At 49.4% G+C, this 23,935-nt stretch carries 22 protein-coding genes; 6 read left to right on the top strand and 16 right to left on the bottom strand.

Annotated features, from left to right (window positions below; genetic code table 11):
• The first annotated feature begins 60 nt into the window (after positions 1-60).
• Together ING2E5A_RS06175 and ING2E5A_RS06180 are read left to right on the top strand one after the other, a co-directional pair.
• Entirely contained in the window at positions 61-582 is a 522-nt protein-coding gene (locus tag ING2E5A_RS06175; protein ID WP_071136660.1) for a gamma carbonic anhydrase family protein, read from the top strand.
• A gap of 4 nt (positions 583-586) precedes the next feature.
• Positions 587-1,966: an MFS transporter gene (locus tag ING2E5A_RS06180; protein WP_071136661.1), complete on the top strand. Its 1,380-nt coding sequence runs from the start codon at positions 587-589 to the stop codon at positions 1,964-1,966.
• 61 nt (positions 1,967-2,027) lie between these two features.
• Here the strand turns inward: ING2E5A_RS06180 and ING2E5A_RS06185 are convergent, their stop codons facing one another.
• The 10 genes from ING2E5A_RS06185 to ING2E5A_RS06225 form a co-directional block, all read right to left on the bottom strand.
• On the bottom strand, positions 2,028-3,488 hold the full coding sequence (locus ING2E5A_RS06185) for an MFS transporter (protein ID WP_071136662.1): 1,461 nt from the start codon (positions 3,486-3,488) through the stop codon (positions 2,028-2,030).
• A 21-nt stretch (positions 3,489-3,509) separates the two neighbouring features.
• A complete protein-coding gene (locus ING2E5A_RS06190) occupies positions 3,510-4,184 on the bottom strand; it encodes a bifunctional 4-hydroxy-2-oxoglutarate aldolase/2-dehydro-3-deoxy-phosphogluconate aldolase (RefSeq protein ID WP_071136663.1) in 675 nt (224 codons plus the stop codon).
• A gap of 26 nt (positions 4,185-4,210) precedes the next feature.
• On the bottom strand, positions 4,211-5,248 hold the full coding sequence (locus ING2E5A_RS06195; protein WP_071136664.1) for a sugar kinase: 1,038 nt from the start codon (positions 5,246-5,248) through the stop codon (positions 4,211-4,213).
• Positions 5,249-5,300: 52 nt separating this feature from the next.
• Positions 5,301-6,707: a glucuronate isomerase gene (gene uxaC / locus ING2E5A_RS06200; RefSeq protein ID WP_071136665.1), complete on the bottom strand. Its 1,407-nt coding sequence runs from the start codon at positions 6,705-6,707 to the stop codon at positions 5,301-5,303.
• A 164-nt stretch (positions 6,708-6,871) separates the two neighbouring features.
• Positions 6,872-7,762, bottom strand: coding sequence for a hypothetical protein (locus tag ING2E5A_RS06205; RefSeq protein ID WP_071136666.1), 891 nt, complete (start codon positions 7,760-7,762; stop codon positions 6,872-6,874).
• A 131-nt stretch (positions 7,763-7,893) separates the two neighbouring features.
• Complete coding sequence (locus ING2E5A_RS06210; RefSeq protein WP_317039819.1) at positions 7,894-8,826, bottom strand: glutaminase; 933 nt, start codon at positions 8,824-8,826, stop codon at positions 7,894-7,896.
• Positions 8,827-8,890: 64 nt separating this feature from the next.
• Positions 8,891-9,040 (bottom strand): hypothetical protein, encoded by a 150-nt coding sequence (locus ING2E5A_RS15290; RefSeq protein WP_154670049.1) that lies wholly within the window; start codon positions 9,038-9,040, stop codon positions 8,891-8,893.
• A gap of 3 nt (positions 9,041-9,043) precedes the next feature.
• A complete protein-coding gene (locus ING2E5A_RS06215) occupies positions 9,044-9,655 on the bottom strand; it encodes a DUF3267 domain-containing protein (RefSeq protein ID WP_071136667.1) in 612 nt (203 codons plus the stop codon).
• A gap of 83 nt (positions 9,656-9,738) precedes the next feature.
• A complete protein-coding gene (rho, locus tag ING2E5A_RS06220; protein ID WP_071136668.1) occupies positions 9,739-11,808 on the bottom strand; it encodes a transcription termination factor Rho in 2,070 nt (689 codons plus the stop codon).
• A 277-nt stretch (positions 11,809-12,085) separates the two neighbouring features.
• Complete coding sequence (locus ING2E5A_RS06225; protein ID WP_071136669.1) at positions 12,086-13,135, bottom strand: DUF6340 family protein; 1,050 nt, start codon at positions 13,133-13,135, stop codon at positions 12,086-12,088.
• Between the two features lie 288 nt (positions 13,136-13,423).
• Here ING2E5A_RS06225 and ING2E5A_RS06230 point away from each other — a divergent pair, with 288 nt between their 5' ends.
• From ING2E5A_RS06230 to ING2E5A_RS06245, 4 genes are all read left to right on the top strand, one after another.
• Positions 13,424-14,296: an electron transfer flavoprotein subunit beta/FixA family protein gene (locus tag ING2E5A_RS06230; RefSeq protein WP_071136670.1), complete on the top strand. Its 873-nt coding sequence runs from the start codon at positions 13,424-13,426 to the stop codon at positions 14,294-14,296.
• A gap of 4 nt (positions 14,297-14,300) precedes the next feature.
• Complete coding sequence (locus tag ING2E5A_RS06235; protein ID WP_071136671.1) at positions 14,301-15,320, top strand: electron transfer flavoprotein subunit alpha/FixB family protein; 1,020 nt, start codon at positions 14,301-14,303, stop codon at positions 15,318-15,320.
• Between the two features lie 6 nt (positions 15,321-15,326).
• Positions 15,327-17,045, top strand: coding sequence for an acyl-CoA dehydrogenase family protein (locus ING2E5A_RS06240; RefSeq protein WP_071136672.1), 1,719 nt, complete (start codon positions 15,327-15,329; stop codon positions 17,043-17,045).
• A gap of 184 nt (positions 17,046-17,229) precedes the next feature.
• Positions 17,230-17,823 (top strand): sigma-70 family RNA polymerase sigma factor, encoded by a 594-nt coding sequence (locus tag ING2E5A_RS06245; RefSeq protein ID WP_071136673.1) that lies wholly within the window; start codon positions 17,230-17,232, stop codon positions 17,821-17,823.
• 768 nt (positions 17,824-18,591) lie between these two features.
• On the opposite strand, the gene ING2E5A_RS06250 is transcribed toward ING2E5A_RS06245, so the two are convergent.
• From ING2E5A_RS06250 to ING2E5A_RS06275, 6 genes are all read right to left on the bottom strand, one after another.
• On the bottom strand, positions 18,592-19,839 hold the full coding sequence (locus tag ING2E5A_RS06250; RefSeq protein ID WP_071136674.1) for an ABC transporter permease: 1,248 nt from the start codon (positions 19,837-19,839) through the stop codon (positions 18,592-18,594).
• The gene (locus ING2E5A_RS06255; RefSeq protein WP_071136675.1) at positions 19,836-21,029 is read right to left on the bottom strand and encodes a pyridoxal phosphate-dependent aminotransferase; all 1,194 of its coding nucleotides are present in this window, start codon (positions 21,027-21,029) and stop codon (positions 19,836-19,838) included. The genes ING2E5A_RS06250 and ING2E5A_RS06255 overlap by 4 nt, the downstream gene beginning before the upstream one ends.
• Positions 21,030-21,250: 221 nt before the next feature.
• The gene (locus tag ING2E5A_RS06260) at positions 21,251-21,694 is read right to left on the bottom strand and encodes a hypothetical protein (RefSeq protein ID WP_071136676.1); all 444 of its coding nucleotides are present in this window, start codon (positions 21,692-21,694) and stop codon (positions 21,251-21,253) included.
• Between the two features lie 17 nt (positions 21,695-21,711).
• Positions 21,712-22,086 (bottom strand): hypothetical protein, encoded by a 375-nt coding sequence (locus ING2E5A_RS06265; protein ID WP_177223613.1) that lies wholly within the window; start codon positions 22,084-22,086, stop codon positions 21,712-21,714.
• Between the two features lie 67 nt (positions 22,087-22,153).
• Positions 22,154-22,705 carry an RNA polymerase sigma factor gene (locus ING2E5A_RS06270; RefSeq protein WP_071136678.1) on the bottom strand — a complete coding sequence of 184 codons (552 nt, stop codon included), beginning with the start codon at positions 22,703-22,705 and terminating at the stop codon, positions 22,154-22,156.
• A gap of 40 nt (positions 22,706-22,745) precedes the next feature.
• On the bottom strand, positions 22,746-23,837 hold the full coding sequence (locus ING2E5A_RS06275; protein ID WP_071136679.1) for a tetratricopeptide repeat protein: 1,092 nt from the start codon (positions 23,835-23,837) through the stop codon (positions 22,746-22,748).
• Between the last annotated feature and the right edge of the window lie 98 nt (positions 23,838-23,935).

Genomic DNA, 23,935 nt, shown 5'->3' on the forward strand with positions numbered 1-23,935 from the left:
CTCTGCTGTTGCGGACTTGAGGTTATAGCCCGCAAAGGGGGAACGGTATATGAAACAGGTATGGCAATAGTAAAATCGGTTCGCGGGTTCACTCCCGAAATTGGCGACAATACTTTTCTGGCTGAAACAGCAGTGGTTATCGGCGACGTCGTGATCGGCAAGGATTGCAGTATCTGGTATGGAGCCGTACTGCGAGGCGACGTCAACTCCATCCGCCTGGGAGATCGTGTAAATGTACAGGATGGAGCAGTGATTCATACCCTTTATGAGAAATCGGTTTCCATTCTGGGAGACGATGTGTCGGTAGGCCACAATGCTGTCATCCATGGCGCAAAAATTGAAAATGGTGCCCTGATCGGGATGGGAGCCATCGTGCTCGATCATGCCGTGGTGGGCGAGGGGGCTATCGTGGCGGCCGGAGCACTCGTACTGGGAGGTACGCAGGTTGAGCCGGGAAGTATCTATGCGGGTGTCCCGGCCAAGTTTGTGAAGAAGGTGGATCCCGAGCAGTCGAAGGAGATCAATCAGAAGATTGCCTCCAACTACCTGATCTATTCGGGGTGGTATAAGGCGGAGAAGTGAAGAGATGACCTGGTCGAAGAAGCAATTCACCACGCTGATTACCGTTTCCATAACTTCGTTCATGGGAACGTTTTTAATTTCGTCGATAAATATTGCCCTGCCGGCAATCGAGGCCAGTTTTTCGCTTGATGCCGTTTCGCTCAGTTGGATCATCACCGCCTTTCTGGTGGCAACAGGCATGTTCCTCCTGCCGGTAGGCAAGCTGGGTGACGTTTCGGGCAACGTCAAGCTCTTTAAGCTGGGACTGATTCTCTTTACATTGGCATCACTCGCGTGTGCCGTCTCTCCCTCGGGCACCTGGCTTATCGTCGCACGGTTCGTGCAAGGCATCGGGTCTGCTTTCACCAGTACGACCGGACAGGCAATCCTGGTGGCTAACTTTCCCGCACGGAACAGGGGACAGGTAATCGGGATTTCGGTCTCGTCGGTTTATGCGGGACTGGCAACCGGTCCGTTTATTGGCGGGTTCCTTACGCAACTTTTGGGTTGGCACTCCCTCTTCTTTGTGGCAGCCGTGCTGGGCATCTTTTCAACAGTCATCGCCTTCGCTTTTCTGGCAGAGGAGGAGATTGGGCGTGGCAACGGTAGCCGGATCGACTTTCCGGGAATGGCCGTCTTCATGACTGGGCTGGTTGCATTGGTCTACGGATCATCACAGATTCCTTCAACTTCTGGCTGGATCCTTACGGGCGTAGGCATTGTGATGCTCTTTCTCTTCTGGATGATCGAGACACGTGTACCGTCGCCGATGTTCGAGACAGATCTCTTTATGCGGAACAAGCTGTTCTGCTTTTCAAATGTGGCTGCCCTGATCAACTATACGGCCACCTCAGGCATTGTCCTCTTCCTGAGTCTCTACCTCCAAAAGGTTCAGGGGCTCTCTCCCCGTGACGCTGGAGCAGTCATCATTGCCCAACCGGTTGTGATGGCGCTCTTCTCGCCTGTGGTAGGACGCCTTTCCGACAGGATTCAGCCGCGCTACTTTGCAACAGCGGGTATGGCAATCTGTTCTGTCGGGTTGTTCGCAATCTCTTTTTTTACGGCGGAAACACCATTGTGGCTGATTGTGCTGGTATTGATATGGGAAGGTCTCGGCTTTGCCTTCTTCTCTTCGCCCAATATGAATACCATCATGAGCTCGGTGGACAGGAGCCGGTACGGCCAGGCCTCGGGCACTGCCTCGTCGATGCGCATTTTCGGACAGATTGCGGGGATGACCATCGTTACCTTCTTCTTTGCGTTCTATTTCGGAAACCATGCGGTGACCGAGGTGGATGATGCCATTTTTCTCACAGCCATGAAGTGGGGATTTGCAACTTTTGCCCTGATCAGCCTGGCTGGAATCTACTTCTCGTTCAGGCGCGGGGATGTAAACCGCAGTTAAGGAAAAGAAAACCCCGCCAGGAGAGAGCTGACGGGGTTGAATGTTTACACAGGGACCGATATCAGTCGGTAATCAGTTTGTATTTGGGAACCAGAGCCTTCATGATGCACCATCCGATCAGGTAAGCTACCGCGCAGATGCAGAAGATAATGAAGTAGCCGGCCGGTTTTCCTTCGAAATTGAGGAAGGTCATGTTTGTCTCACCTGCATATACGAACAGGTTACCTGCTCCTTTCTGGAGGATCATCGATCCGATCCCGCCCGCCATGCCGCCAATTCCGGTGACGGTTGCAATGGCTCCCTGCGGGAACATGTCGCCGATGGTCGAGAAGAGGTTGGCACTCCAGGCCTGGTGAGCGGCGCAGCCGATGGAGATCAGCAACACGGGTATCCAGGCCGCATTCCTGCCAAGGTGTGCGAACTCCATTCCGAGAGGTTGGGCAAGCAGAACTGCCAGCGGGAAGAAGGCAAAGATAAGCATGGCTTTCATCCGGGCAGCGTATGGATTTTGTCCGCTCCGATTGATAAAGATGGTTGGCAATTTCCCGCCGAATATGGATAGGACGGTGACAATGGCATAGAGGGTGAAGATCAATGCCATACCAAGGCCTTCGGATGTCTTGATGTTAAACTGCATGTTGAGGTAGGAGGGTGTCCAGAACAGGAAGAACCACCAGACGCCGTCGGTCATGAATTTGCCTACCGCAAAGGCCCAGGTCTGTTTATAGGAGAAACATTTCCAGAAAGGCATCTTCTCTTCGTTCTTCTTATTCTCCTCTTCCGTTTTCTCCCGTTTGTCCTGCTCGATATATTCCAGTTCAAGCGCATTCACACGTTTGCTCTTGGCCGGCTTGTCGTAAAGGAATACCCAGAAGCCCATCCAGATGAATCCCAGCGCTCCGATGATGATAAAAGCCATCTCCCAGCCAAAATGCTTGGCCAGCGGAGGAATGGTAAGGGGGGCAAAGAGCGCGCCGATCGACGCCCCGGCATTAAAGATCGAGGTTGCATAGGCCCGGTCTTTTTTGGGGAAATATTCGGCTGTTGCCTTGATGGCGGCTGGGAAGTTCCCGGCTTCACCCAACGCCAGAATTCCGCGTGCTACGAGAAAACTCCACATGCTTATCGTGGCGATCACGACGGCCACGTCGCCGGTGGCTGCTGCCAGTTCGGCCGCACTGTGCAGACCTACATAATGTTGTGTGATGACTCCGCAGACGGCGTGCAGACAGGCTCCGACACTCCATACGCCTATCGCCCAGAGAAATCCTCTCTTGGTTCCCATCCACTCAACGAAACGACCTGCGAAAAGCATGCAGATGGCATAAAAAATGGAAAAGAATGAAGTAATGGTGCCGTAATGCGACTCATTCCAATGAAACTCGGGTTTGATAAATTCATCCCAGGTAAGCGACAATACCTGTCGGTCGAGATAGTTGATTGTCGTTGCAAAAAAGAGCATGACAACGATGGTCCATCGGAAACTTGTCATTTTTCCGGCTTGTTGTTTTTCGTGAATCATATGTTAATTTGTTTTAGGGTTCTATGACTGTTTAAATTTGGCGATGACCGAGATGCAGAGTCGGCACAGTTCGGTTATCTTTCCCCATTCACGGTTGGCCAGGACCTCTTTGGGGAAGAGGTTTGAGCCCATGCCCACACAGGTTACCCCCGCCTTGAACCAGGCCGACAGGCTCTCCTCGCTGGGGGAAACACCGCCGGTGACCATGATCTTCGACCATGGCATCGGTCCCTTGATATTCTTTACAAAGGATGGACCACCTACATCGCCTCCCGGAAAGAGCTTCACGATCTCGGCCCCAAGCTCCTGGGCATATCCGATCTCGGTAGTTGTTGCACAACCCGGTGAATAGGCGATTTGCCTCCGGTTACATACCTTGAAGATGTCGGGATTCAACAGCGGCCCCACAACGAAGTTTGCACCCAGTTGAATATAGAGGGCTGCCGTAGGGGCATCCACAATCGATCCTATTCCCAGGATCATCCCGGGGCACTCTCTCCTTGCCCACTTGACCAGTTCGGCAAATACCTCCTGTGCAAAGTCGCCACGATTGGTGAATTCAAATACCCGGATTCCTCCTTCATAACAGGCCTTTACCACCTGTTTCGCAATCTCGGTATCGGCATGATAAAAGACAGGAACAATACCTGTGTCCATCATGGCCCGGTACACCTCTATTCTTGAAAATCTTGCCATATTGCTGTTATGCTGTTCTGTTCCTACTATCTTATTACCCGTCCACTGCCATCACCCTTCATCAGGCTCTCCACCTCCTTGACCGTTACCAGGTTGAAATCGCCGTAGATGGTGTGTTTCAGACAGGATGCGGCTACTGCGAAATCGAGTGCCCGCTGGTCGTCCTGCGGATAGGTAATCAATCCGTAGATCAACCCTCCCATAAACGAATCACCCCCGCCAACCCTGTCCACGATATGGGTTATGTCGTAACGGCGTGATTGATACAGTTTGTCGGAATAGAGACATCCGCCCCAGGTGTTGTGGTTGGCGTTGATGGAGCCTCGCAACGTGATGATCACCTTTTTGGCTCTCGGAAAACGTCTCATCAGTTGCCGGCAGACCGACTCGAACTCGGCTGCATCCACCTCGCCGCCGGTATGCTCCGCCTGAAATCCTTCAGGCTTGATGCCGAACACCTTCTCCGCATCCTCCTCGTTGCCGAGGATGATATCGCAGCCGCTCACCAGTTCCGGCATCACCTCTGCAGCCGTTTTCCCATATTTCCAGAGGTTCTTCCGGTAGTTGAGGTCGCAGGAGACGGTAACGCCAAGCTCATTTGCAGCACGTATGGCCTCCAGGCAGGCATCTGCCGCTCCTTGAGAAAGGGCAGGCGTGATTCCGGTCCAGTGGAACCATTGGGCATCCTTCAGCACCTCTCTCCAGTTCACCATGCCAGGTTTAATCTCCGCGATCGCTGATCCAGCCCGGTCGTATACAACTTTTGATGGTCGTGCAACAGCACCAGTTTCCAGGAAATAGATCCCGACACGGTCGCCGCCGCGGATGATCTGTTGGGTACCGACATTATATTTCCGCAACTCGGAGATGCACCAGTCGGCGATCTCGTTCTGCGGCAATCGGGTAACGTACTCAACCGGGATGCCGTAATTGGCAAGCGAAACCGCCACATTGGCCTCGCCTCCTCCAAAAGTGGCCGTCAGCTGATCCGATTGAACAAACCGCAGATATCCTGGGGTGGCTAAACGCAGCATGATCTCCCCGAAAGTCACTACTTTTTTCATCTGTCTATCCGATTTATCTAATTATTCACTTGTCACGATTTTCAGTTATCCGTCAGAAGTTGAAGAATTTTTTTGCATTATGATAGGAGATGTCTTCCACCATCTGTCCGAGGAACTCCATTTCCGATCGGGGCAAGAGGCCGTTCTCCACATCATTTCCGATGAGATTGCACAATATGCGGCGGAAATATTCATGACGGGGATATGAGAGAAAACTGCGCGAATCGGTAAGCATACCTACAAGCCTGCTCAACAACCCCATATTCGAGAGGGAGTTCATTTGTGCCTCCATGCCCGTTTTCTGATCGAGGAACCACCAGCCGGAGCCAAACTGCATCTTTCCGGCTATGGAGCCGTCCTGGAAGTTGCCGATCATGGTTGCCAGCATGTCGTTGTCTTTCGGGTTCAGGTTGTAGAGAATGGTCTTGGTCAGCTTGTCGCTCCTGTCCAGCTGGTCGAAGAAGCGGCTCATGCTCTTTGCCACGTTGAAATCGCCGATAGAATCGAATCCGGTGTCAGGTCCCAACTTTTTGAATAACCGGGTGTTGTTGTTGCGGATTGCGCCGTAATGGAACTGCTGGGTCCAACCTTTCTCCCAATCCATCACCGCGCCCTCGTAAAGCATGGCCGACTTGAACTTCACAATCTCCTCGCCGGTCAGTTCGGTTCCGCCGTACACCTTGTTGAAGATCTGCTCAATTTCGGCAGCGGTATAGGGTTCGGCGTAGAACTCCTCAATCCCGTGGTCGGAAAGCTTACACCCGACAGAGGCAAAGAAGTCGTGCCGTTTACGAAGCGCCTCGATCAGATCGTTGAATTTGAGGATTGTGATTCCCGATATTTGGGACAGTTTTTCGATATAGGCCCTGTATTCGGCCGGCTTCTCCACGGCCATCGCCTTGTCGGGCCGCCAGGTAGGGAGGACCTTGATTTCAAAACCCTCCTCCCGTAATGCGATATGGTGTTCAAGCGTATCGATGGGATCGTCGGTTGTGCATACCACCTCTACCTTATACCTTCTCATCAGTCCACGGGCGGAAAATTCGGGAGTCCTGAGCTTTTCCGTACAGATGTCGTAGATTTTCCTGGCTGTCTTCGGACTCAGCAGCTCCTCCACGCCGAAGGCCGTTTTAAGTTCCAGATGGGTCCAGTGATAGAGGGGATTGCGCATGGTATATGGCACGGTTTCGGCCCATTTCTCGAATTTTTCCCAGTCGCCGGTATCCTTTCCTGTGCAGTAACGTTCATCAACTCCGTTGGTTCTCATGGCGCGCCATTTGTAATGGTCGCCCTCGAGCCAGATCTGTCCCAGGTTGTCGAACTTCCTGTCGTTGGCGATATGTGCTGGATCCAGATGACAGTGATAGTCGATGATCGGCTGGTTTTTTGCGTGTCCGTGGTACAGTTCCCTGGCTGCATCCGTTTGCAGCAGAAAATCTTTATGGATAAAACTTTTCATATGAGTAGTGTTTTTGTTTACGTGCACAGTCAGTCTCGCAAAAGATATTTATTTCCCAAAATTAATCATTTATTTTAAGTTGGCAAGGAAGATAAGGATAAAATATCATCGTTGCAGATACCGGTGATGATATTGCATCTAAAGCATCTCTCTGTTGGTATAGACTACTCCTCCATCGAAAAGCTGCGGGAACCGATAAGGCTGCCATCGGCAAAGATATCGGCTTTGTATGTTCCGGGCATGAGGAACTCCTCGATATCCCAGTACATGGTTACGGGAGTCTCTTCGCCACCATACTCCACAATGCGTTTCATGGAGTATTGCAGGTTGCCGTTCTCGTAAGGGAATGTGCTGCCCGGATTCTTGGTCAGCACCCCGCCGTCTGGCGTCATTATGCGGACATAGATGGTCCTTTCGCCGGGTTCGGCCGTTATGTTCTTGGCAAGCAGGAATGAGACGACAAATTGTGAACTCCGGCTCAGACGCTTCTGCTCCCTGCCCCGGTCGTTCACGGCCTTTACAGTTATTCCCGTTGCATCGAGCCTGGAGGCGAGGGTGACCTTCTCACTCAACTGCTCCTTCTCCTGTGCTACCTGACTGAGGGTCCTGCTGGTTTGCTGGTATTGCCGGGTAATCTGTTCGTTCTTGGCTTGCAGTTCGGTATTGAGACGGTGCAGTGAATCGATTTGCTGAACATACGACTTGAGCACCTTGCGCAAGGTTGCCAGTTCATCTTTCAGCCGCTTGATTTCGGCCTTGTTGGCCGCATCGGTCATCCGCAGCTGCTCCTGCAACCGCTGCACCTTGGCCTGTTCGTTTTCCAGCTTGTAAAGCAGTGAATCGTTCTGGACACTGAACTTGAAACCTTCATACTGCATGGAAATAGCTTCGTACTCATCCTCGAGCTCCTGTTTGTCAACGGCAAACTGCTGCTCCATGACGGTGATCTGTCTGTTTTTACTCACAATATAGACTACTGCGATAATCAGTATCAAAGACAAGACCCCGATGATGGCAATTAATTGCGGAGTACGTTCCTTAAGATCTATTTGCATGCTTTTTTTCTTAAAAAAATAAAAATTCTTATCAGGGCACAAAAATACCTCTTTTCATATAAAAAGACAATTGCATAAATGCGATTTTGGTAAATTTAAGATTTATTGTTGCCTTTTCCATCTCGGCAGCTCTAAAAGATAGAGAGTTTCGTCCTTGTTGTAAACTCCTCCAGAAAGAGCATCCCTTTGTAGGAATTTCCCTTTTTGTTCAGGCGAGGACTCCATACGGCAATGGCGTATTTTCCCGGATGTACGGCCACGATGCCACCTCCTACACCGCTCTTGCCGGGTAGTCCCACCTTGAAGGTGAACTGACCCGCCTCGTCGTAAAATCCGCAGGTCTGCATGAGTGCATTGGTGCGCTTGGTGCGGCTGGGCGACAAGATCGACTCGCCGCTGTGAGGTACGATACCGTTGTTGGCCAGGAACAGGAACGACTCTGAAAGTTCCCTGCAGCTCATTTCCAAGGAGCAGATGCTGAAGTAGAGATCCATCACCTTGTCGATCTCATTCCTGATGTTTCCGAATGATTTCATCAGGTTGACCAGCGCATAGTTGCGAAATCCCGATCTCTTCTCTGAGTGTGCCACGATGGGATTGTAATCGACAGTGCTGTTCCTGGAGAGAGAGCGGATAAAGGCCAGTACATTCTCTCGGGGAGAGGCAAGTTGGTCTGCCAGGATATCGCACACCACCATGGAGCCTGCGTTGATAAAGGGATTGCGGGGAATGCCCCTGTCATATTCCAGCTGGATCAGCGAGTTGAACGGCGTGCCGGCGGGCTCCATATCCATCCGTTCCCAGATATTGCTCTTTACCCGCGAGTATGCAAGCACGAACGTAAATACCTTGGCAATGCTCTGGATGGAGAATCTGACTTCGGAATCGCCGAAGGCATACTGACGTCCGTCGATGGTGGTCAGGTGAACGCCGAAATGGTCGGGATTGATGTGAGCCAGCTCGGGGATATAGTCGGCTACCCGGCCACGATCTTCAATCTGTTGAAGTTCGTTGAAAATTTCCAGAAACAGCTGAGAATAGTTCATCATTTCATGTAGAGCCATTTGTGCAGGTTGTTAAAATTTACTCTTTATCACCTCATTTTTTTCCGCAACCTCTTGCCAATCTTCAAATCGTGCTGTTGGATTTGGTCAACTCCGTCAATTCAAGCCAGGTGTTAACCAGCTCCTCCATTCCTGTACCCTTTGCCGGGAATTGTGCCATTCCCGACAAAAACCGGCAATAGTGCAGAAGCGATCCCCATATTCTTCTATTCATGCGTTAATTTTTTGTTGAAGAGGGAAGAGGAGACTCCTTTCGCCTGAAAACGTAACAGCCCGCTTCGGTGGGGTGATCCTGGGCATAGTCGTCCGGTTTCTCTCCCCTGAGCAGCTGCAGCACCATGAAATCTCCAATGGCTGCCACGGTGAAGAAGATCCCGAACAGCGTCGCCCGGTAGTACCCGACAGCGATACCGACAGCGATAGGCACCACTCCCAGGAGAATGGCCGGCATGATGGCACCCAGCCGGTAGTGGTTGATTTTCAGCGGCTCGGTACAGTGGCAATAGGGGGTGAACCACTCCTTCAGCACGCCAAAGCGGACGGAACGGAAGCCGCTTGGAGAGAAGAGGGCCCAGGTGATGCCGTGAATCAGTTCGTGCAGTCCGATTCCGACCATGCAGACAATGGAGAAGCCGAGCCCGTCATGAAACCACCTCGCGGCGAGTTTCGGGGTGCGGAAATAGTCCAGCAGATCTGTACCCCAAAACAGGAGATGGATGGCCGTTACGCCCACAAAAACTGGAACCATGATCAGCAAACCTAGCCGGTTGGCCCTGTCGATGCTGATGGTCTTCACACTCTGTTCATATTCTGGTCCGGTGAATTTCATGACTTCTTTTTTGCAAAGGTAGCAAAAAAAGAGAGCAGCCAATAACCATCGACTGCCCTCCATATATAAAATTGTTTTGCTCTCTAATCGTTCATCGAGATCAGGAACTCTTCGTTGTTGGCTGTTCTTTTCAACCGATTGAGCAGAAATTCCATCGCTTCGGTCGAGTTCATGTCGGAGAGGAAGTTGCGCAAAATCCACATCCGGTTGAGCGTCTCTTCCGAAAGCAACAGGTCGTCTCGACGTGTACTGGAGGCCATGATGTCTACAGCCGGGAATATCCGTTTGTTGGACAATTTCCTGTCGAGCTGGAGTTCCATATTGCCGGTTCCCTTGAACTCCTCGAAAATGACATCGTCCATCTTCGATCCGGTATCGGTAAGGGCCGTGGCGATGATGGTCAACGATCCGCCGTTCTCGATATTTCTTGCCGCTCCGAAGAACCGTTTCGGTTTTTGCAGCGCATTGGCGTCCACACCTCCCGACAACACCTTTCCAGATGCCGGCTGCACCGTGTTGTAGGCCCGGGCAAGACGTGTGATGGAGTCGAGCAGGATCACTACGTCGTGTCCGCACTCCACCAGTCGGCGTGCCTTGTTAAGAACGATATCGGCAATCTTGACATGGCGTTCTGCCGGTTCGTCGAACGTGGAGGCTATCACTTCCGCGTTGACGCTGCGCTCCATGTCGGTAACCTCCTCGGGACGTTCGTCGATAAGCAGGATGATCATATAAACCTCGGGGTGGTTGGCCGCAATGGCGTTGGCGATATCCTTGAGCAGCATAGTCTTTCCCGTTTTTGGCTGTGCCACGATCAATCCACGCTGTCCCTTGCCGATGGGCGAGAAGAGATCTACGATCCTGCACGAGAGATTGTCGTTGTACCCTTTCGTGAGGTTGAACTTCTCATTGGGGAAAAGCGGTTTCAGGTGATCGAAAGGTACGCGGTCGCGCACCTCTTCCGGTTTGCGGCCGTTGATCTTGTCTACCTTGACCAGGGGAAAGAATTTTTCCCCCTCTTTGGGTGGACGTATCGGGCCCTCCACCACATCGCCCGTCTTCAGTCCGAATAGCCGGATCTGCGATTGGGAGACATAGATGTCGTCGGGTGAGGACATGTAGTTGTAATCGGATGAACGGAGGAAGCCATAACCGTCGCTCATGATCTCCAGTACGCCAGAGGCATTCAATATCCCGTCAAACTCGTAGGCGGGTTCCTTCTGCTGGGGAGCTGGTTGTTGTTGCTGGTTGTTCTTTGCCTGCTGCGGTTGTTGACGGGGTTGGAGAGGTGCCGGGGTAATAAGTTCCTGCAGCAGCGATGCCTTCTTCTCGATCTTGTCGATAATTACTGCTTTCTCGATTGCTTCCGCTTCGGGTGTTCCTTCAATCGGTTCTTCGGGAACTACCGGGGGCAGTGTGATAGGTGGAACCTGGCTTGTTTTCTCTCTTTCCCGGTGTTTGGATGAGCGAAAGACCAGCTGTGTCGGTTTAGCCGGAGGAGCTGTTGCCGGTGCTGTTGTTGTTGCCGGTGCTGTTGCTGTTGCCGGTGCTGTTGCTGTTGCCGGTGCTGTTGCTGTTGCCGGTGCTGTTGCTGTTGCTGTTGCTGTTGCTGTTGCCGGTGCCGGTTCGGTTTTTGGTTGTTCTGCCGGAACACTCTCTTTTACCACGGTGTCTGGAATAATGGCAGGGTGTGAAGCAATCACAACAGGCTGCGGTTTCGGTTCCTGTTTTTTTACTTCGATCGGTTTTGTACTTTGAACCGGTTTTGCACTTTGGACCGGTTTGTTGCTCTGGACAGGGGGCTCCTTCGAAGGCTGAGCAGCTGCTTTTACCTCCGGTTTTTGCCGGGGTTGCTCCTTCTCCTCCGTCAACTCTTTCTTCTCTTTTTCTGCGGGAAGTGCCGACTCAGTTTTTGCCTCAGACTTCTGTTGTGTCTGTGTCGGTCTGTTTTCTTTGGACCTTTTCCCGCTTGTTGGCCTGGGATGAGGAGCTGCGCTCAGATTTTTAGTGCCGGCGATGGCTTGCTCATCAAGGATTTTGTAAATTAACTCTTCTTTCTTGTATGCATCGGGTCTCCGTATGCCCAGTTCTTTGGCGAGAGCACGTAATTCAGTAGTCAGCTTTTCGTTAAGCTCAATAATGTTATAGGCCATTTAGTTATTCGTTAATAAAAACGTTTAGGTTTGATATATTTATGATTGAAACTGAGTTTTAACAATAATGTTTGAAGGAAACAAGGTTATTCCGAACAACGATCAAAAACTCAATATGATTTTTTTGAAATGCTGAGTGAATATTCGTAGAATATATTCACTTATCATAGAAGATTCTGGTGCAAAGGTAATGCTTTTTTTTGAAAACAAAGGGCAACTGGAGAATTTTTTTGCTAAAAAATCCCGTTTGCGGAGATTATCGGCCCTAAGTTCTCCTCTATTGTATCTGCATATTTAATTTCCGGGATGCGTCACGACGACGTTCTATCTCTTTTTTGAAGAGGGCCGACCGGCGACGCTCCAGTGAACTTGGTGATGTTGATTGCCTGAACAGGTCGTTTGCAACAGTAGCCCACTCGTAAGCGCTCTCCATCTCGTCGAGCATCTCGTACGCCAACGCAATGTTGTGTGCTGCTTTGGCCCGATTCAGCATCTTCTTCTCCCTTGTATAGAATTCGTTCCATTTCTCGATGGCTTCCAACCACTGGTTACCCCTGGCATATACCTCCCCTTCACGCATTCTGGAGTTGAAGTGCGTATAATACCATCTGTCCTGTCGTTCCCAATGTGGCGAAAAGACTTTTGTCATCTTTTCGGCTGCATATACGGCAAGTTGTTTTAATGCCTCTTCCTGTGTGGGGAGTGTCAGTTCCGCAAAAACCAGGCGACCCCGGGTGTCGTATCCTTCCCATTTCAGGCTGTCGTGGAACTGGATAGAGGGGATCTTGCCCTCCATCGACGGGAGATAGACGCGAATGACGGACTGGATCTTTCCTGTCAGGCCTGCATACTTGACCCCCTCCTGTTGGAAAAAGTCGACCCACTCGGTTTGCAGAAGAAGTTTGTCGAGTGAAATTATTGCATCTGTGGCAGTTGACCTGCGTAACTCGTTCATCGTTTCGGGTTGGATCGGAAGCTCCTTCCAAAAGTCGGTATCGCTTCTGAGTGGTTTCTGGTAATATTTCACTGCACCAAAGTACTCCTCTTCATCCAAAAACTGGGCCAATGCTTCGGTATAAAAAATAGCAACACTGTCGGCCGATACCTTGATATTGTCGAATTGCTTTTTCCCCAGCCGTTTGATGTTGTGTCCGATATCGTCGGGCTGCTTGACCACGTTGTTCACCACCAATACCGAATTCACTTCGGCGGGGAGGGTTACCTGCGCCGGTTCGCGCGTCTCGATCGACAGGTACTGGATACCGGCACAACTGCTGAAGAAAAGCAGTAAAAAAAACAGTATGGCAAAGTATGGCAAATGTTTCATGTCAAAATCTAGTCTGAGTCTGTTATGTTTCTGGAATCAAAAATACAAATTAATTTGGAAACTGTTTCAATTTCTCCGTTCGATCTGTTTTTTGTTTTTGCCGTCAATCACTCTTCCTCATTCAATTAAGGAGACTCAGAAATATTTCTACTCTTCATGTTGCAGAGGAATTACACAAAATGGGGTGTTTTGTGCATTTTTTTCGATAGTTGGCACCGATTTAATTTGCGAAGCTGAATTCTTTCTGTAAATTTGCCATCTCCAAATCAACATAAAAAGATATAGGAAATGGCATTTAACATTATTGTGTTGGCAAAGCAGGTTCCCGATACACGCAACGTTGGGAAGGATGCGATGAAAGCCGACGGAACAGTTAACAGAGGGGCATTGCCGGCAATTTTCAATCCGGAGGATCTGAATGCGCTGGAGCAGGCTCTCGGAATCAAGGATCAATATCCTGGAACAAAAATTACCGTGCTGACCATGGGACCCTCCCGGGCGGCGGAGATCCTGCGGGAAGGACTTTTCAGGGGAGCCGACGATGGTGTCTTGCTCACCGATCGTGCTTTTGCCGGTGCCGACACGCTGGCTACATCGTATGCATTGTCAATGGCTATCAGGAAGTTGGGTGATTTTGACCTGATTATTTCAGGCCGTCAGGCCATCGATGGCGATACTGCGCAGGTGGGTCCACAGGTGGCGGAAAAGCTGGGAATTCCCCAGGTTACCTATGCCGAAGCGATCGAGAGTATCGACGGGAAGAGAATCCGTGTGAAACGTCGCCTGGAAAATGGTGTGGAGGTAGTGGAAGCTCCCTTGCCATTGCTGATCACCGTTAACGGAACGGCCAGGGCCTGTCGCCCCAGGAACGCCAAGTTGTTGCAGAAATACAAACATGCAAGAACCGTTACCGAGCGTCAAAGTGAAAATATCGATTATATTGACCTGTACAGTTCACGTCCCTATCTGAACCTGACCGAGTGGAGTGTCGCAGATGTAGATGCCGATCCGGTACAATGTGGATTGTCGGGTTCGCCCACCAAGGTGAAGAAGATAGAGAATGTGGTGTTTCAGGCTAAGGAGAGTAAGCGGCTGACCGATGACGATACCGAACTGGAAGACCTGATCAAAGAATTAATTGCTAATCACACAATTGGTTAAAACAATGAACAACGTATTCGTATACCTCGAAATAGAAGATGGCACCGTGGCGGAAGTGAGCCTGGAACTACTTACCAAAGGACGCTCGCTTGCCACACAGCTGGGCTGCAAACTCGAAGCCATTGCCGCGGGAGCTTCGCTCGATACTGTCGATAAACAGGTCTTTCCGTATGGGGTGGATCTGCTCCACATCTTTAAAGACGATCGCTTGTCGCCATATACCACCTTACCTCATACTTCCATCCTGGTCAATCTCTTTAAAAAGGAGAAACCGCAGATTTGCCTGATGGGAGCAACAATTATCGGCCGCGATCTGGGACCGCGTGTCTCATCGGCTCTGGGAAGCGGACTGACGGCAGATTGTACCTCCCTCGAGATTGGGAACCATGAAGAGAAGAAGGCCGGGAAAGTGTATGAAAACCTGCTTTACCAGATCCGTCCCGCCTTTGGCGGCAATATAGTGGCGTGGATCATCAATCCCGATCATCGTCCACAAATGGCTACTGTGCGTGAGGGAGTAATGAAGAAAGAGATTGCCGATCCGAACTACAAAGGGGAGGTGGTTGAACATGATGTGAATGAGTATGTCTCTCCCGACGATTTTGTGGTCTCCATTATCGACCGTCACGTGGAAAAGTCGAAAGTCAATATCAAGAATTCACCTATCATCGTTTCCGGAGGATATGGTGTGGGTTCGAAAGAGAATTTTCAACTGCTCTACGATCTGGCCAACGTATTGGGGGCAGAGGTAGGCGCTTCGCGTGCAGCCGTTGATGCCGGTTTTGCCGAGCATGAACGTCAGATCGGGCAGACCGGTGTAACCGTGCGCCCCAAACTCTATATTGCATGTGGAATCTCGGGACAGATCCAACACATTGCCGGAATGCAGGAGAGTTCGCTGATCATCTCCATCAACAACGATCCGGGTGCTCCCATCAACTCAATAGCCGATTATGTCATCACCGGTGATATCGAGAAAGTTATCCCGAAACTGATCAAATATTACAAGAAAAATTCAAAATAGGAAGAAATGGCAAACTTTTATACCGACACACCACAATTCAGGCATTATCTGAACCATCCACTGATGAAGCGAATTGTGGAACTCAAGGAGAGAAACTACGTGGATAAACATACGTATGACTACGCCCCGATGGACTTTGAAGATGCGATGGACAGCTACGACCGGATTTTGGAGGTAGTGGGTGAGATCTGTGGCGAGATCATTGCTCCGAACGCCGAACGGGTAGATCATACCGGGCCGACCGTCTCCAACGGTAGAGTGACATACGCCTCACCCACCCAGGAGAACCTGAATGCCCTGAACAAGGCCGAATTGATGGGTATGGCGTTGCCAAGACGATTCGGGGGGTTGAATTTCCCGATGGTCCCCTATATGATTTCGGCCGATATCGTGAGCCGTGCGGATGCCAGTTTCCAGAACATCTGGATGTTGCAGGACTGCGGCGAGACCATCTATGAGTTTGCTTCGGAAGAGCAGAAAAAGAGTTACCTTCCCCGGGTGGCCAAAGGGGAGACCATGTCGATGGACTTGACGGAACCGGATGCCGGATCCGACCTGCAGGCGGTTATGCTGAAAGCAACCTTTAACGAGCAGGAAAACCAGTGGTACCTGAATGGCGTGAAGCGGTTCATCACCAACGGTGATGCCGATATCCACCTGGTTCTGGCCCGTTCCGAGGAGGGCACCAAGGATGCCCGCGGTTTATCGATGTTTATCTACGATAAAAAGAGCGGAGGTGTTACTGTTCGGCGGATCGAGAACAAGATGGGTATCAAGGGGGCACCAACCTGTGAACTGGTATTCAAGAATGCGAAGGCCGAGCTGGTAGGTTCCCGCCGTATGGGGCTGATCAAATATGTGATGTCGCTGATGAATGGTGCCCGTCTAGGCATCATGGCCCAGTCGGTGGGCATATCCGAGGCTGCCTGCCGCGAAGCATACAGTTATGCCCGTGAGCGACGCCAGTTTGGAAAAGCGATCATCGAGATGCCGCCCGTTTACGAAATGCTGGCCAACATGCGAGCCAAAACCGACGCTTCACGTGCCATGCTGTATGAGACCTGCCGCTTCGTGGATATGTACAAGATCCTGGAAGATATCTCCAGGGAACGGAAACTTACTCCGGAAGAGCGGGATGAGATGAAATACTATTCGCGACTGGCGGATGCCTTCACCCCGCTCGGTAAGGGAATGACCAGCGAGTATGCAAACCAGAATGCCTACGACGCCATCCAGATACATGGCGGGTCGGGATATATGAAGGATTACACCTGCGAACGGCTCTATCGTGATGCCCGTATAACCAATATCTACGAGGGTACTACCCAGTTGCAGGTTGTTGCCGCCATACGCCACGTCACAACCGGAACCTACCTGAACCGGATCAGGGAGTATGAGGCGATGCCTGTGTTGCCCGAATTGGAGACATTGAAACGTACGCTGGCCAAGATGGTTGAGATGTATGAAAAGATGGTTGAGATGGTTACTGCACCCAAAGATGAAGAGTACCTCGATTTTCACGCCCGCCGGCTTGTTGAGAGTGCCGGTCATGTGATCATGGGACATCTCCTCCTGCAGGATGCCAACAAGGATCCAGAAATGTTCCGCCGCAGTGCCGAAGTCTATATCCACTATGGAGAGATTGAGGTAGTGAAGAACTTTAACTTTGTAGGCGAACTGCAGGTGGAAGATCTGGGATATTATAAACCGGTCCTGGAGGAGTAGATCTCCCGGTCCGAAAAAAGCGGAAAGTGATCACTCTTTCCGCTTTTTTACCATTCGCTCTTGGTTATTACAAAAAATATAATTTTCTTTGCTTAACTGACAGAAATAAACACCTTAAAAGAAGTTGCCTATCGGAATGACATTACTCAACCGGTTTTAAATTAATATTTAAATAGTTTTGGTAATGGGAATTCTTTTGTCGATGACCGACGAGGAGTTGGTCGTCTCTTTTGCCGAAGGTAACGATCGTGCGTTTGAAGTTCTGCTTTCCAGGCACAAACATCCCCTTTTCAGTTATATTCTTTACCGGGTCCGCAACCGTGATCTGGCTGACGATATTTTTCAGGATACATTTATCAAGGCGATTTTCACGATCAAACAGGGACGGTACACCGAGAGCGGAAGATTTCGCGCCTGGATCACGCGTATTGCACATAACCTGATTGTCGATTATTTTCGTCAGGAGAGGCTTGAGAATTGGGTCTCGAACGATGAATATGAGTTTGATCTCTTCAATAATGCCGGACTCTGCGAAGATAATATCGAGACGGTCATGGTGAGGGAGCAGCTGTTGGATGATGTGAAAAAACTGGTAAGACACCTGCCCGGTTCTCAGCGGGAGGTGTTGGATATGCGTTATTATCAGGAGCTGAGCTTCAAGGAGATTGCAGACAAGACCGGCGTAAGCATCAATACTGCTTTGGGGAGAATGCGTTATGCGATCTTGAATATGCGTAAAATGGCAGATGATCATCGGATGGTGCTGTCGATGAACTAGCTCGCCAACTTGTGACAGCGACCGAAGATAAACAAAAAAGGCCGGTTTTACAAAACCAGCCTTTTTTGTTCGGAAGGAGTTCCAGGTATTCTGTGCACATTTGTATTCCAGCTTATGCTGCAAAAATTGCTTTCAGACTGTCAAAACGTATGTTCAATTTCGGAAAGTAAAGCATGCTGTTGTACTTCAAAATGTGAATACATCCTAAGGTGTCAAAAACAGTGTGAACCCATTCGTGCAACCTCAGGTTGTCATATGCCTCGATTGAAATTGTCGTATCAAAAACCGGCAGATTAACGCTTCAAACTTCGAAGCACAAAAAATGGTAACCGTTAACTTGATAAGTCTCCGTCATTTACAAGACAATACTTCCGAAAGGTCTGAAAAGAATGTTGATGCCTCTTCGCAATTTCCCTGTTGTCAGCCTGATAAATAGGAGCTATTCGTGAGGATCTTCAAACAGAGAGAAGCGAGAATGAACCTGTTTGTTCAAACGTCATGCATGACAAGGATGGCTCAACTTTTCTTAACAACTATCTTTTGTGCGAGATAGCAGCGTCATTTATCGCACTGAACACGGATAGCTCCGCGGAGCACGCTAAACGGCGAAATACGCTTGTGAACATAATGCCAAAGAACTCCTAATATCTTTTTTGGGGAATCTCTTCGCCACAAATATACACTGTCGCATATTCACTATCCAAATTTTTCAGGTCATAGTTGTGAACAACTTCTGAACAGGTTATCAACAGTTTGCACTGTTCGGGCCTATTCAAACCGGATAGATTTTGCCGGAGTAATCTTTGCCACAAGATATGAGGGTGCAATCATCATGATCAGGGATACGACCAGTGTGCCTGCGTTCAACAGGATCAGAAAGACTGGATTCAGGTCGATGGGTACCGCGGTGAGGTAGTAGATCGACGGGTCCAGTTTGAAAATGTTAAATTGTTTTTGCAGCAGACAGAAAAGGAGCCCGATCACATTGCCCCAAATCATCCCTTGCCCGATAAGGAAAGCCGAAAGGTAGAGGAATACTTTCCGGATACTGAAATCGCTGGCTCCCATCGATTTCAGCATTCCGATCATGTTGGTCCGTTCCAGTATGATGATGAGCAACCCCGAGATCATGGTGAAGCCGGAGACAAGAATCATCAGCACCAGGATGACCCAGACATTCATATCCAGAAGATTGAGCCAGTTGAAGATCATCGGGTTGATCTCTTTTATCGATTGGGTATAGAGCCTGCTCCCGAACCGATCCTGATAGGCCGACATTTCGAAAAAGAGCTCCTGGGTTGTCTGGTCGAGCCGGTCGTAATCTCTCACCAGCACTTCGATGCCGCTAACCATATCATCCTCCCAGCCGTTCAACCGGGAGAGGATCGTGGCGTCGGTCAACACGTAAAGCTTGTCGTAATCCTCAAAATTGGTCTCGTAAATTCCAGTAATGGTGAATCTTCTGGCTCGGACCGGCTCCTGCACGAAATATGTGGTGAAGCTGTCACCCAGCGAGAGGTGAAGTTTGTTGGCGATGTTCCTGGAGATGATGGCAGGATTGAATCCGGCGCTGTCGGTCGGACTGAAGATCTTCCCCTCGATCAGGTTTTTCTTGAAAAAGTGCCAGTCGTAATCGTCCGATACCCCCTTCAGCACGATACCCAGAAAATCCTGCTCGGTTTTGATAATTCCCGGTTTGGTGATGAAGCCGTGCACCCCGGCAATGGCCGGATTGTTCAATAACCGTTTCTTCAGCGTGTCGGAGAAGGCGATGGGATGGTCTTCATAGGAGTTGTTACTCTCGAAGCTGGTAATCTGGATATGCGAGCCAAATCCGATCACCTTTTCGCGGATCTCTTTTTTAAATCCGATGATGATGCAGACCGCGGCAATCATTATCGCCAGTCCAAGTGCTATCCCCGAGATGGCAATCTTTATCGCAGGCGAGGAGACCCGCTTTTCGTTCTTCTTGTCTCCCTTGTATATCCGTTTGGCAATAAAAAATTCGGTATTCATCTTTCGTTGTAGGCTTCCAGTGCTTTCTCCAAAACGATCAATGCATTGTTCAAATCCTCCCTGTTCAGCACATAGGCTATACGCACCTCATTTTTCCCCAAACCGGGAGTGACGTAGAATCCCGATGCGGGTGCCATGAAGATTGTCTGGTTCTTGTATCGGAAATCGGAGAGGCACCATGCACAGAATGCATCGGCATCGTCTACGGGAAGGCTGGCCAGTGTATAGAAAGCTCCTTCGGGTTGAGGAGAGTAGACTCCTGGTATCTTGTTGAGCCGGTCGATCAGGAAATCGCGGCGGCACCTGTATTCGTCAAAATTGCGTTGCATATAGCTCCCGTTTTCTTGCAGCGAAGCATTTGCGGCAATCTGTCCGACCAGCGGGGGACTTAACCGTGCCTGGCAGAATTTCATTACCGTGTCGTGCAGTTTCCTGTTTTTTGTTATCAGGCATCCGATCCGTATTCCACACTCGCTGTACCGTTTTGATACGGAATCGATAAGCACGACATGCTCTTCAATCTCTTTCAGGTGACAGGCCGAGATGTATGGAGCATCGCTGTAGATAAACTCCCGGTAGACCTCGTCGGAGAAGAGGTAGAGGTTGTGCCTCTTCACCAACAGCCTGATCTGTTCCATCTCGTCAGCCGTATAGACATATCCGGTTGGATTGTTCGGGTTGCAGATGAGAATTCCTTTGGTTTTCGGATTGATAAGCGCTTCAAATTTCTCGATTTCAGGAAGCTTGAATCCGGTTTCGATGCTCGTCGGAATGGTTTTGATAACGGCTCCTGCCGATACCGCAAAAGCCATGTAATTGGCATATGCCGGTTCAGGGACAATGATCTCGTCGCCCGGATTGAGACATGCCATAAAGGCGTAAAGTACGGCTTCCGAACCGCCCGCCGTTACGATAATCTCATCGGGGGCGAGATGGATATCAAATTTCGAGTAATAATTCACCAGGTTTTCCCGAAAAAAACGGAACCCGTCGCTGGGACTATACTCCAGCGTCTTCCTGTCGATGGAGCGAATGGCATCGAGTGCCACTTGAGGCGATGGCAGGTCGGGTTGGCCAATATTGAGGTGATATACTTTTACTCCGTTGGCTTTTGCACGATCCGAAAGGGGTGCCAGTTTTCTGATGGGAGAGGCGGGCATCTGTATACCCCGCTCTGAGATTTGAAGCATATTATATAATTATAAACTGATTCTACGGAAAAAATCAATCAATTTCCGCTAAACAGGATACAAAGGTAATAATTTTGACCGGATTCCTTTTATTTTGTAAAAATCAAAATCTTTTTTAAGCTTCACTATTGCTCCGTAGCCTATTCCCCTGCCGCTCCCGGTGCAATAAAAAACCCCGGAACCTTGCAGCTACGGGGTAATAGGTTACCGATGTCGTTCCACTAGTTTCCCCTGAACTTCATTACCTCCTGTTGCATAAACTTTCGTTCCGCCTGTTGCGCCCTGTAGAGCTTCTCGGGGGAGAGGATCTTCTCCAGTTTCTCGGCATACTGCTTCTCCAGCTCTGCCTCTTTTAGCTTGAGATCCACGTCGTTCTCCAGGAGTTGCCTGTACTCTTCGTCGGTCATGTTCTTGTTGCGCTGTTTCATCATCTCCACCTTATCCCTGTGTTGTTTGTGGAGTTCAAATTTCTTCTTCGACAGATCGTTGTACAACGGGAAATATTTGGCAGCCTCCTCCTGGGTCAATCCCGCCTCTTTCCGAATGTATTCCATCTTCCGCTTTTCGTAGTCGGCCATATTCATTTTACGCCTCTGGGCCTGGGTGCTGAATGAAAAAAGACTGATCAGGAAGACGAAACAGAGAAGTGTAATGTTCTTTTTCATAAGAGATATGCTTTCAGTCAATTCATGTAAAACTGGTTGTATATGTAATCGTAGTAACCGTCGCGTACCAGCTGCTCTTCCAGATATTGATAGAACTCCTCCTCCGATATCTGTACGGTCGACCAGTAGTCGTCGGTGAAATTTATGGCAGTCTGACCGGCTCCGGCATGGTTGCCGGTCTCCTTGGTCAGAAATTGAATGGCGAAGAAAAATCCAAGGAACATCGCAGCCATATAGATCCAGGGCTTTACCCTGTCCCACATGGTCACTTTTTGGGGCTCTATTGCCTCCTTTTCAGGCAAACAGTTCATGATCTGTTCGTTTAACCTGGAAAAATAGTCCTCGGGTACAGTGAATGGATTGCTCTTGTCGATTTCACTTAATTTGTTCATTCCTTTTTCCATACCATTGTTTTTTACGCTGTACTACGTTGAATAGACTCACTCCCCGGATAAAGGTTTAATTGGAGTCTGTTAAAAAATTTTCAATCTTTTTAACGGCGTGATGATAGGATGCTTTCAGGGCACCTACCGATGTGGAGAGGATTTCAGACATCTCTTCATATTTCATCTCGTCGAAATATTTCATCTGAAATACCAGCCGCTGTTTATCCGGCAGCGTCAGAATGGCGCGCTGAAGCAGTTTCTGTGCTTCATCTCCGTTAAAATATTGATCCCCCTCGAGCCGGGACAACAGAAACGAGTTCTCGTCATCAACCGATATGTTGTTTTGGGTGCGTTTCTTGTTAAGAAAAGTGATGCTCTCGTTGATGGCAATCCGGTAGAGCCAGGTGGTCAATTTAGATTCTCCGCGGAAATTGTCGATATTGGTCCATGCCTTGATGAATACCTCCTGAAGAATGTCGTTACTGTCCTCATGAGACAATACCATTTTCCGGATCTGCCAGTACAATCTTTCGCTGTATTCTGCAACAAGCGTGGCGAAAGCCTCTCGTTGAGTCTTGGGATCGCGTAACCTCGCTAGTAACTGTTCTTCGCTGTATTTATCCATAAAAGGGTTGAAACTGAGTGACAAAGGTAGCTTTTTTTTTTCAATCGTTGCTATTATCCTCTCCATTTTCGAACCAATGGATGAAACTTTTGGCGTCGGCTTTGTTGTTCTCCCACCACTGGAGCGACTCGGGAAAGTAGGAAACGCTTATGTAGCGGCAATAGGTGTCGTAGTGATTGGAGTCGAGAATGCTTTTAAAAAAGGGAAAATCGAAAGTCCAGAAACTGCTGCTTCTCAGGGCACCCTGCTCTTTCTCTTTCTGCAGTGCATTGAGAATGGATCTGTTTACCTCCGTGAAGAGAAGATAGGTATCTGTCTCCTTTTTTGCCGCTTTCAGTGAATCCATCGATCTCTTTATGGCATTGTAGATGGCGTCTCTGTTTAATCCGTCGACCGGTGAAAGGGGCGGGGTCTCCTGCGGAGCTCTGCTGACGGTATCGCGCATCAGCTGTTGCTGGATAAATGAACGTTCCACCGGTATTTCGGTTGCTGGATTTACAAGCATGGTCTGCAACATCTCCTCAAAAGCATTCTTCGATCGCTTGCTATCCGGCTCCAGCAACAAGAAGAGCTGGAAGGAGTAGATGCTTCTCACCCAATACCCCTTGTCCCTTAGTGCATAGGCATTTAACAGGAAGGCTCCGCTGTTGGTCTTGTCAAGCTCGATGGCCCGGCTCACATGCTCCAGGGTCTTGTCGGTATTTCCCTTTTTATAATAGTTGAGTGCGATATTGAAATGTAACAGATAAGAGTCACCGTTCTTTATCAACCCCTCCTGCAGAAGGGTTATTGCATTGTCGATCTGTTTCATTCCGGCCAAAGCCTCGCTTTTTACAGCATAGGCGCCTACCGAAAGGTTCTTGTCGTTCGAATTGATTACCTGGGTACTAAATTTTGAGGCATTCTCATAATCTTTCAGTTCTAGGTAAGAGAGGGAGATCTCATATAGTGCGAGCGTTGAATTGGGATTTATTTTCAGCGCCAGCTTAAACTTCTCAATTGCCTTCTGGTATTGTGCCGAGTCGTGTAGTGCAACTCCCTCGTTGATGATCGACTGGATGTTGCTTACCTGTCCGAAACTGCTTAAAACAGAGATGGAGACTGAAAAGAGTATGCTAAGAATTTTCTTCATAAATTGCATTTTGTAGAGTAAATGTAAAACAAAAATAGAGATTTAAACATTTTCTTACAAAAAAAAGCCGGTTGTTCTAACAATCGTAAACAATTCAA

The organism is Petrimonas mucosa (assembly GCF_900095795.1).
Classification (GTDB): Bacteria; Bacteroidota; Bacteroidia; order Bacteroidales; family Dysgonomonadaceae; genus Petrimonas; species Petrimonas mucosa.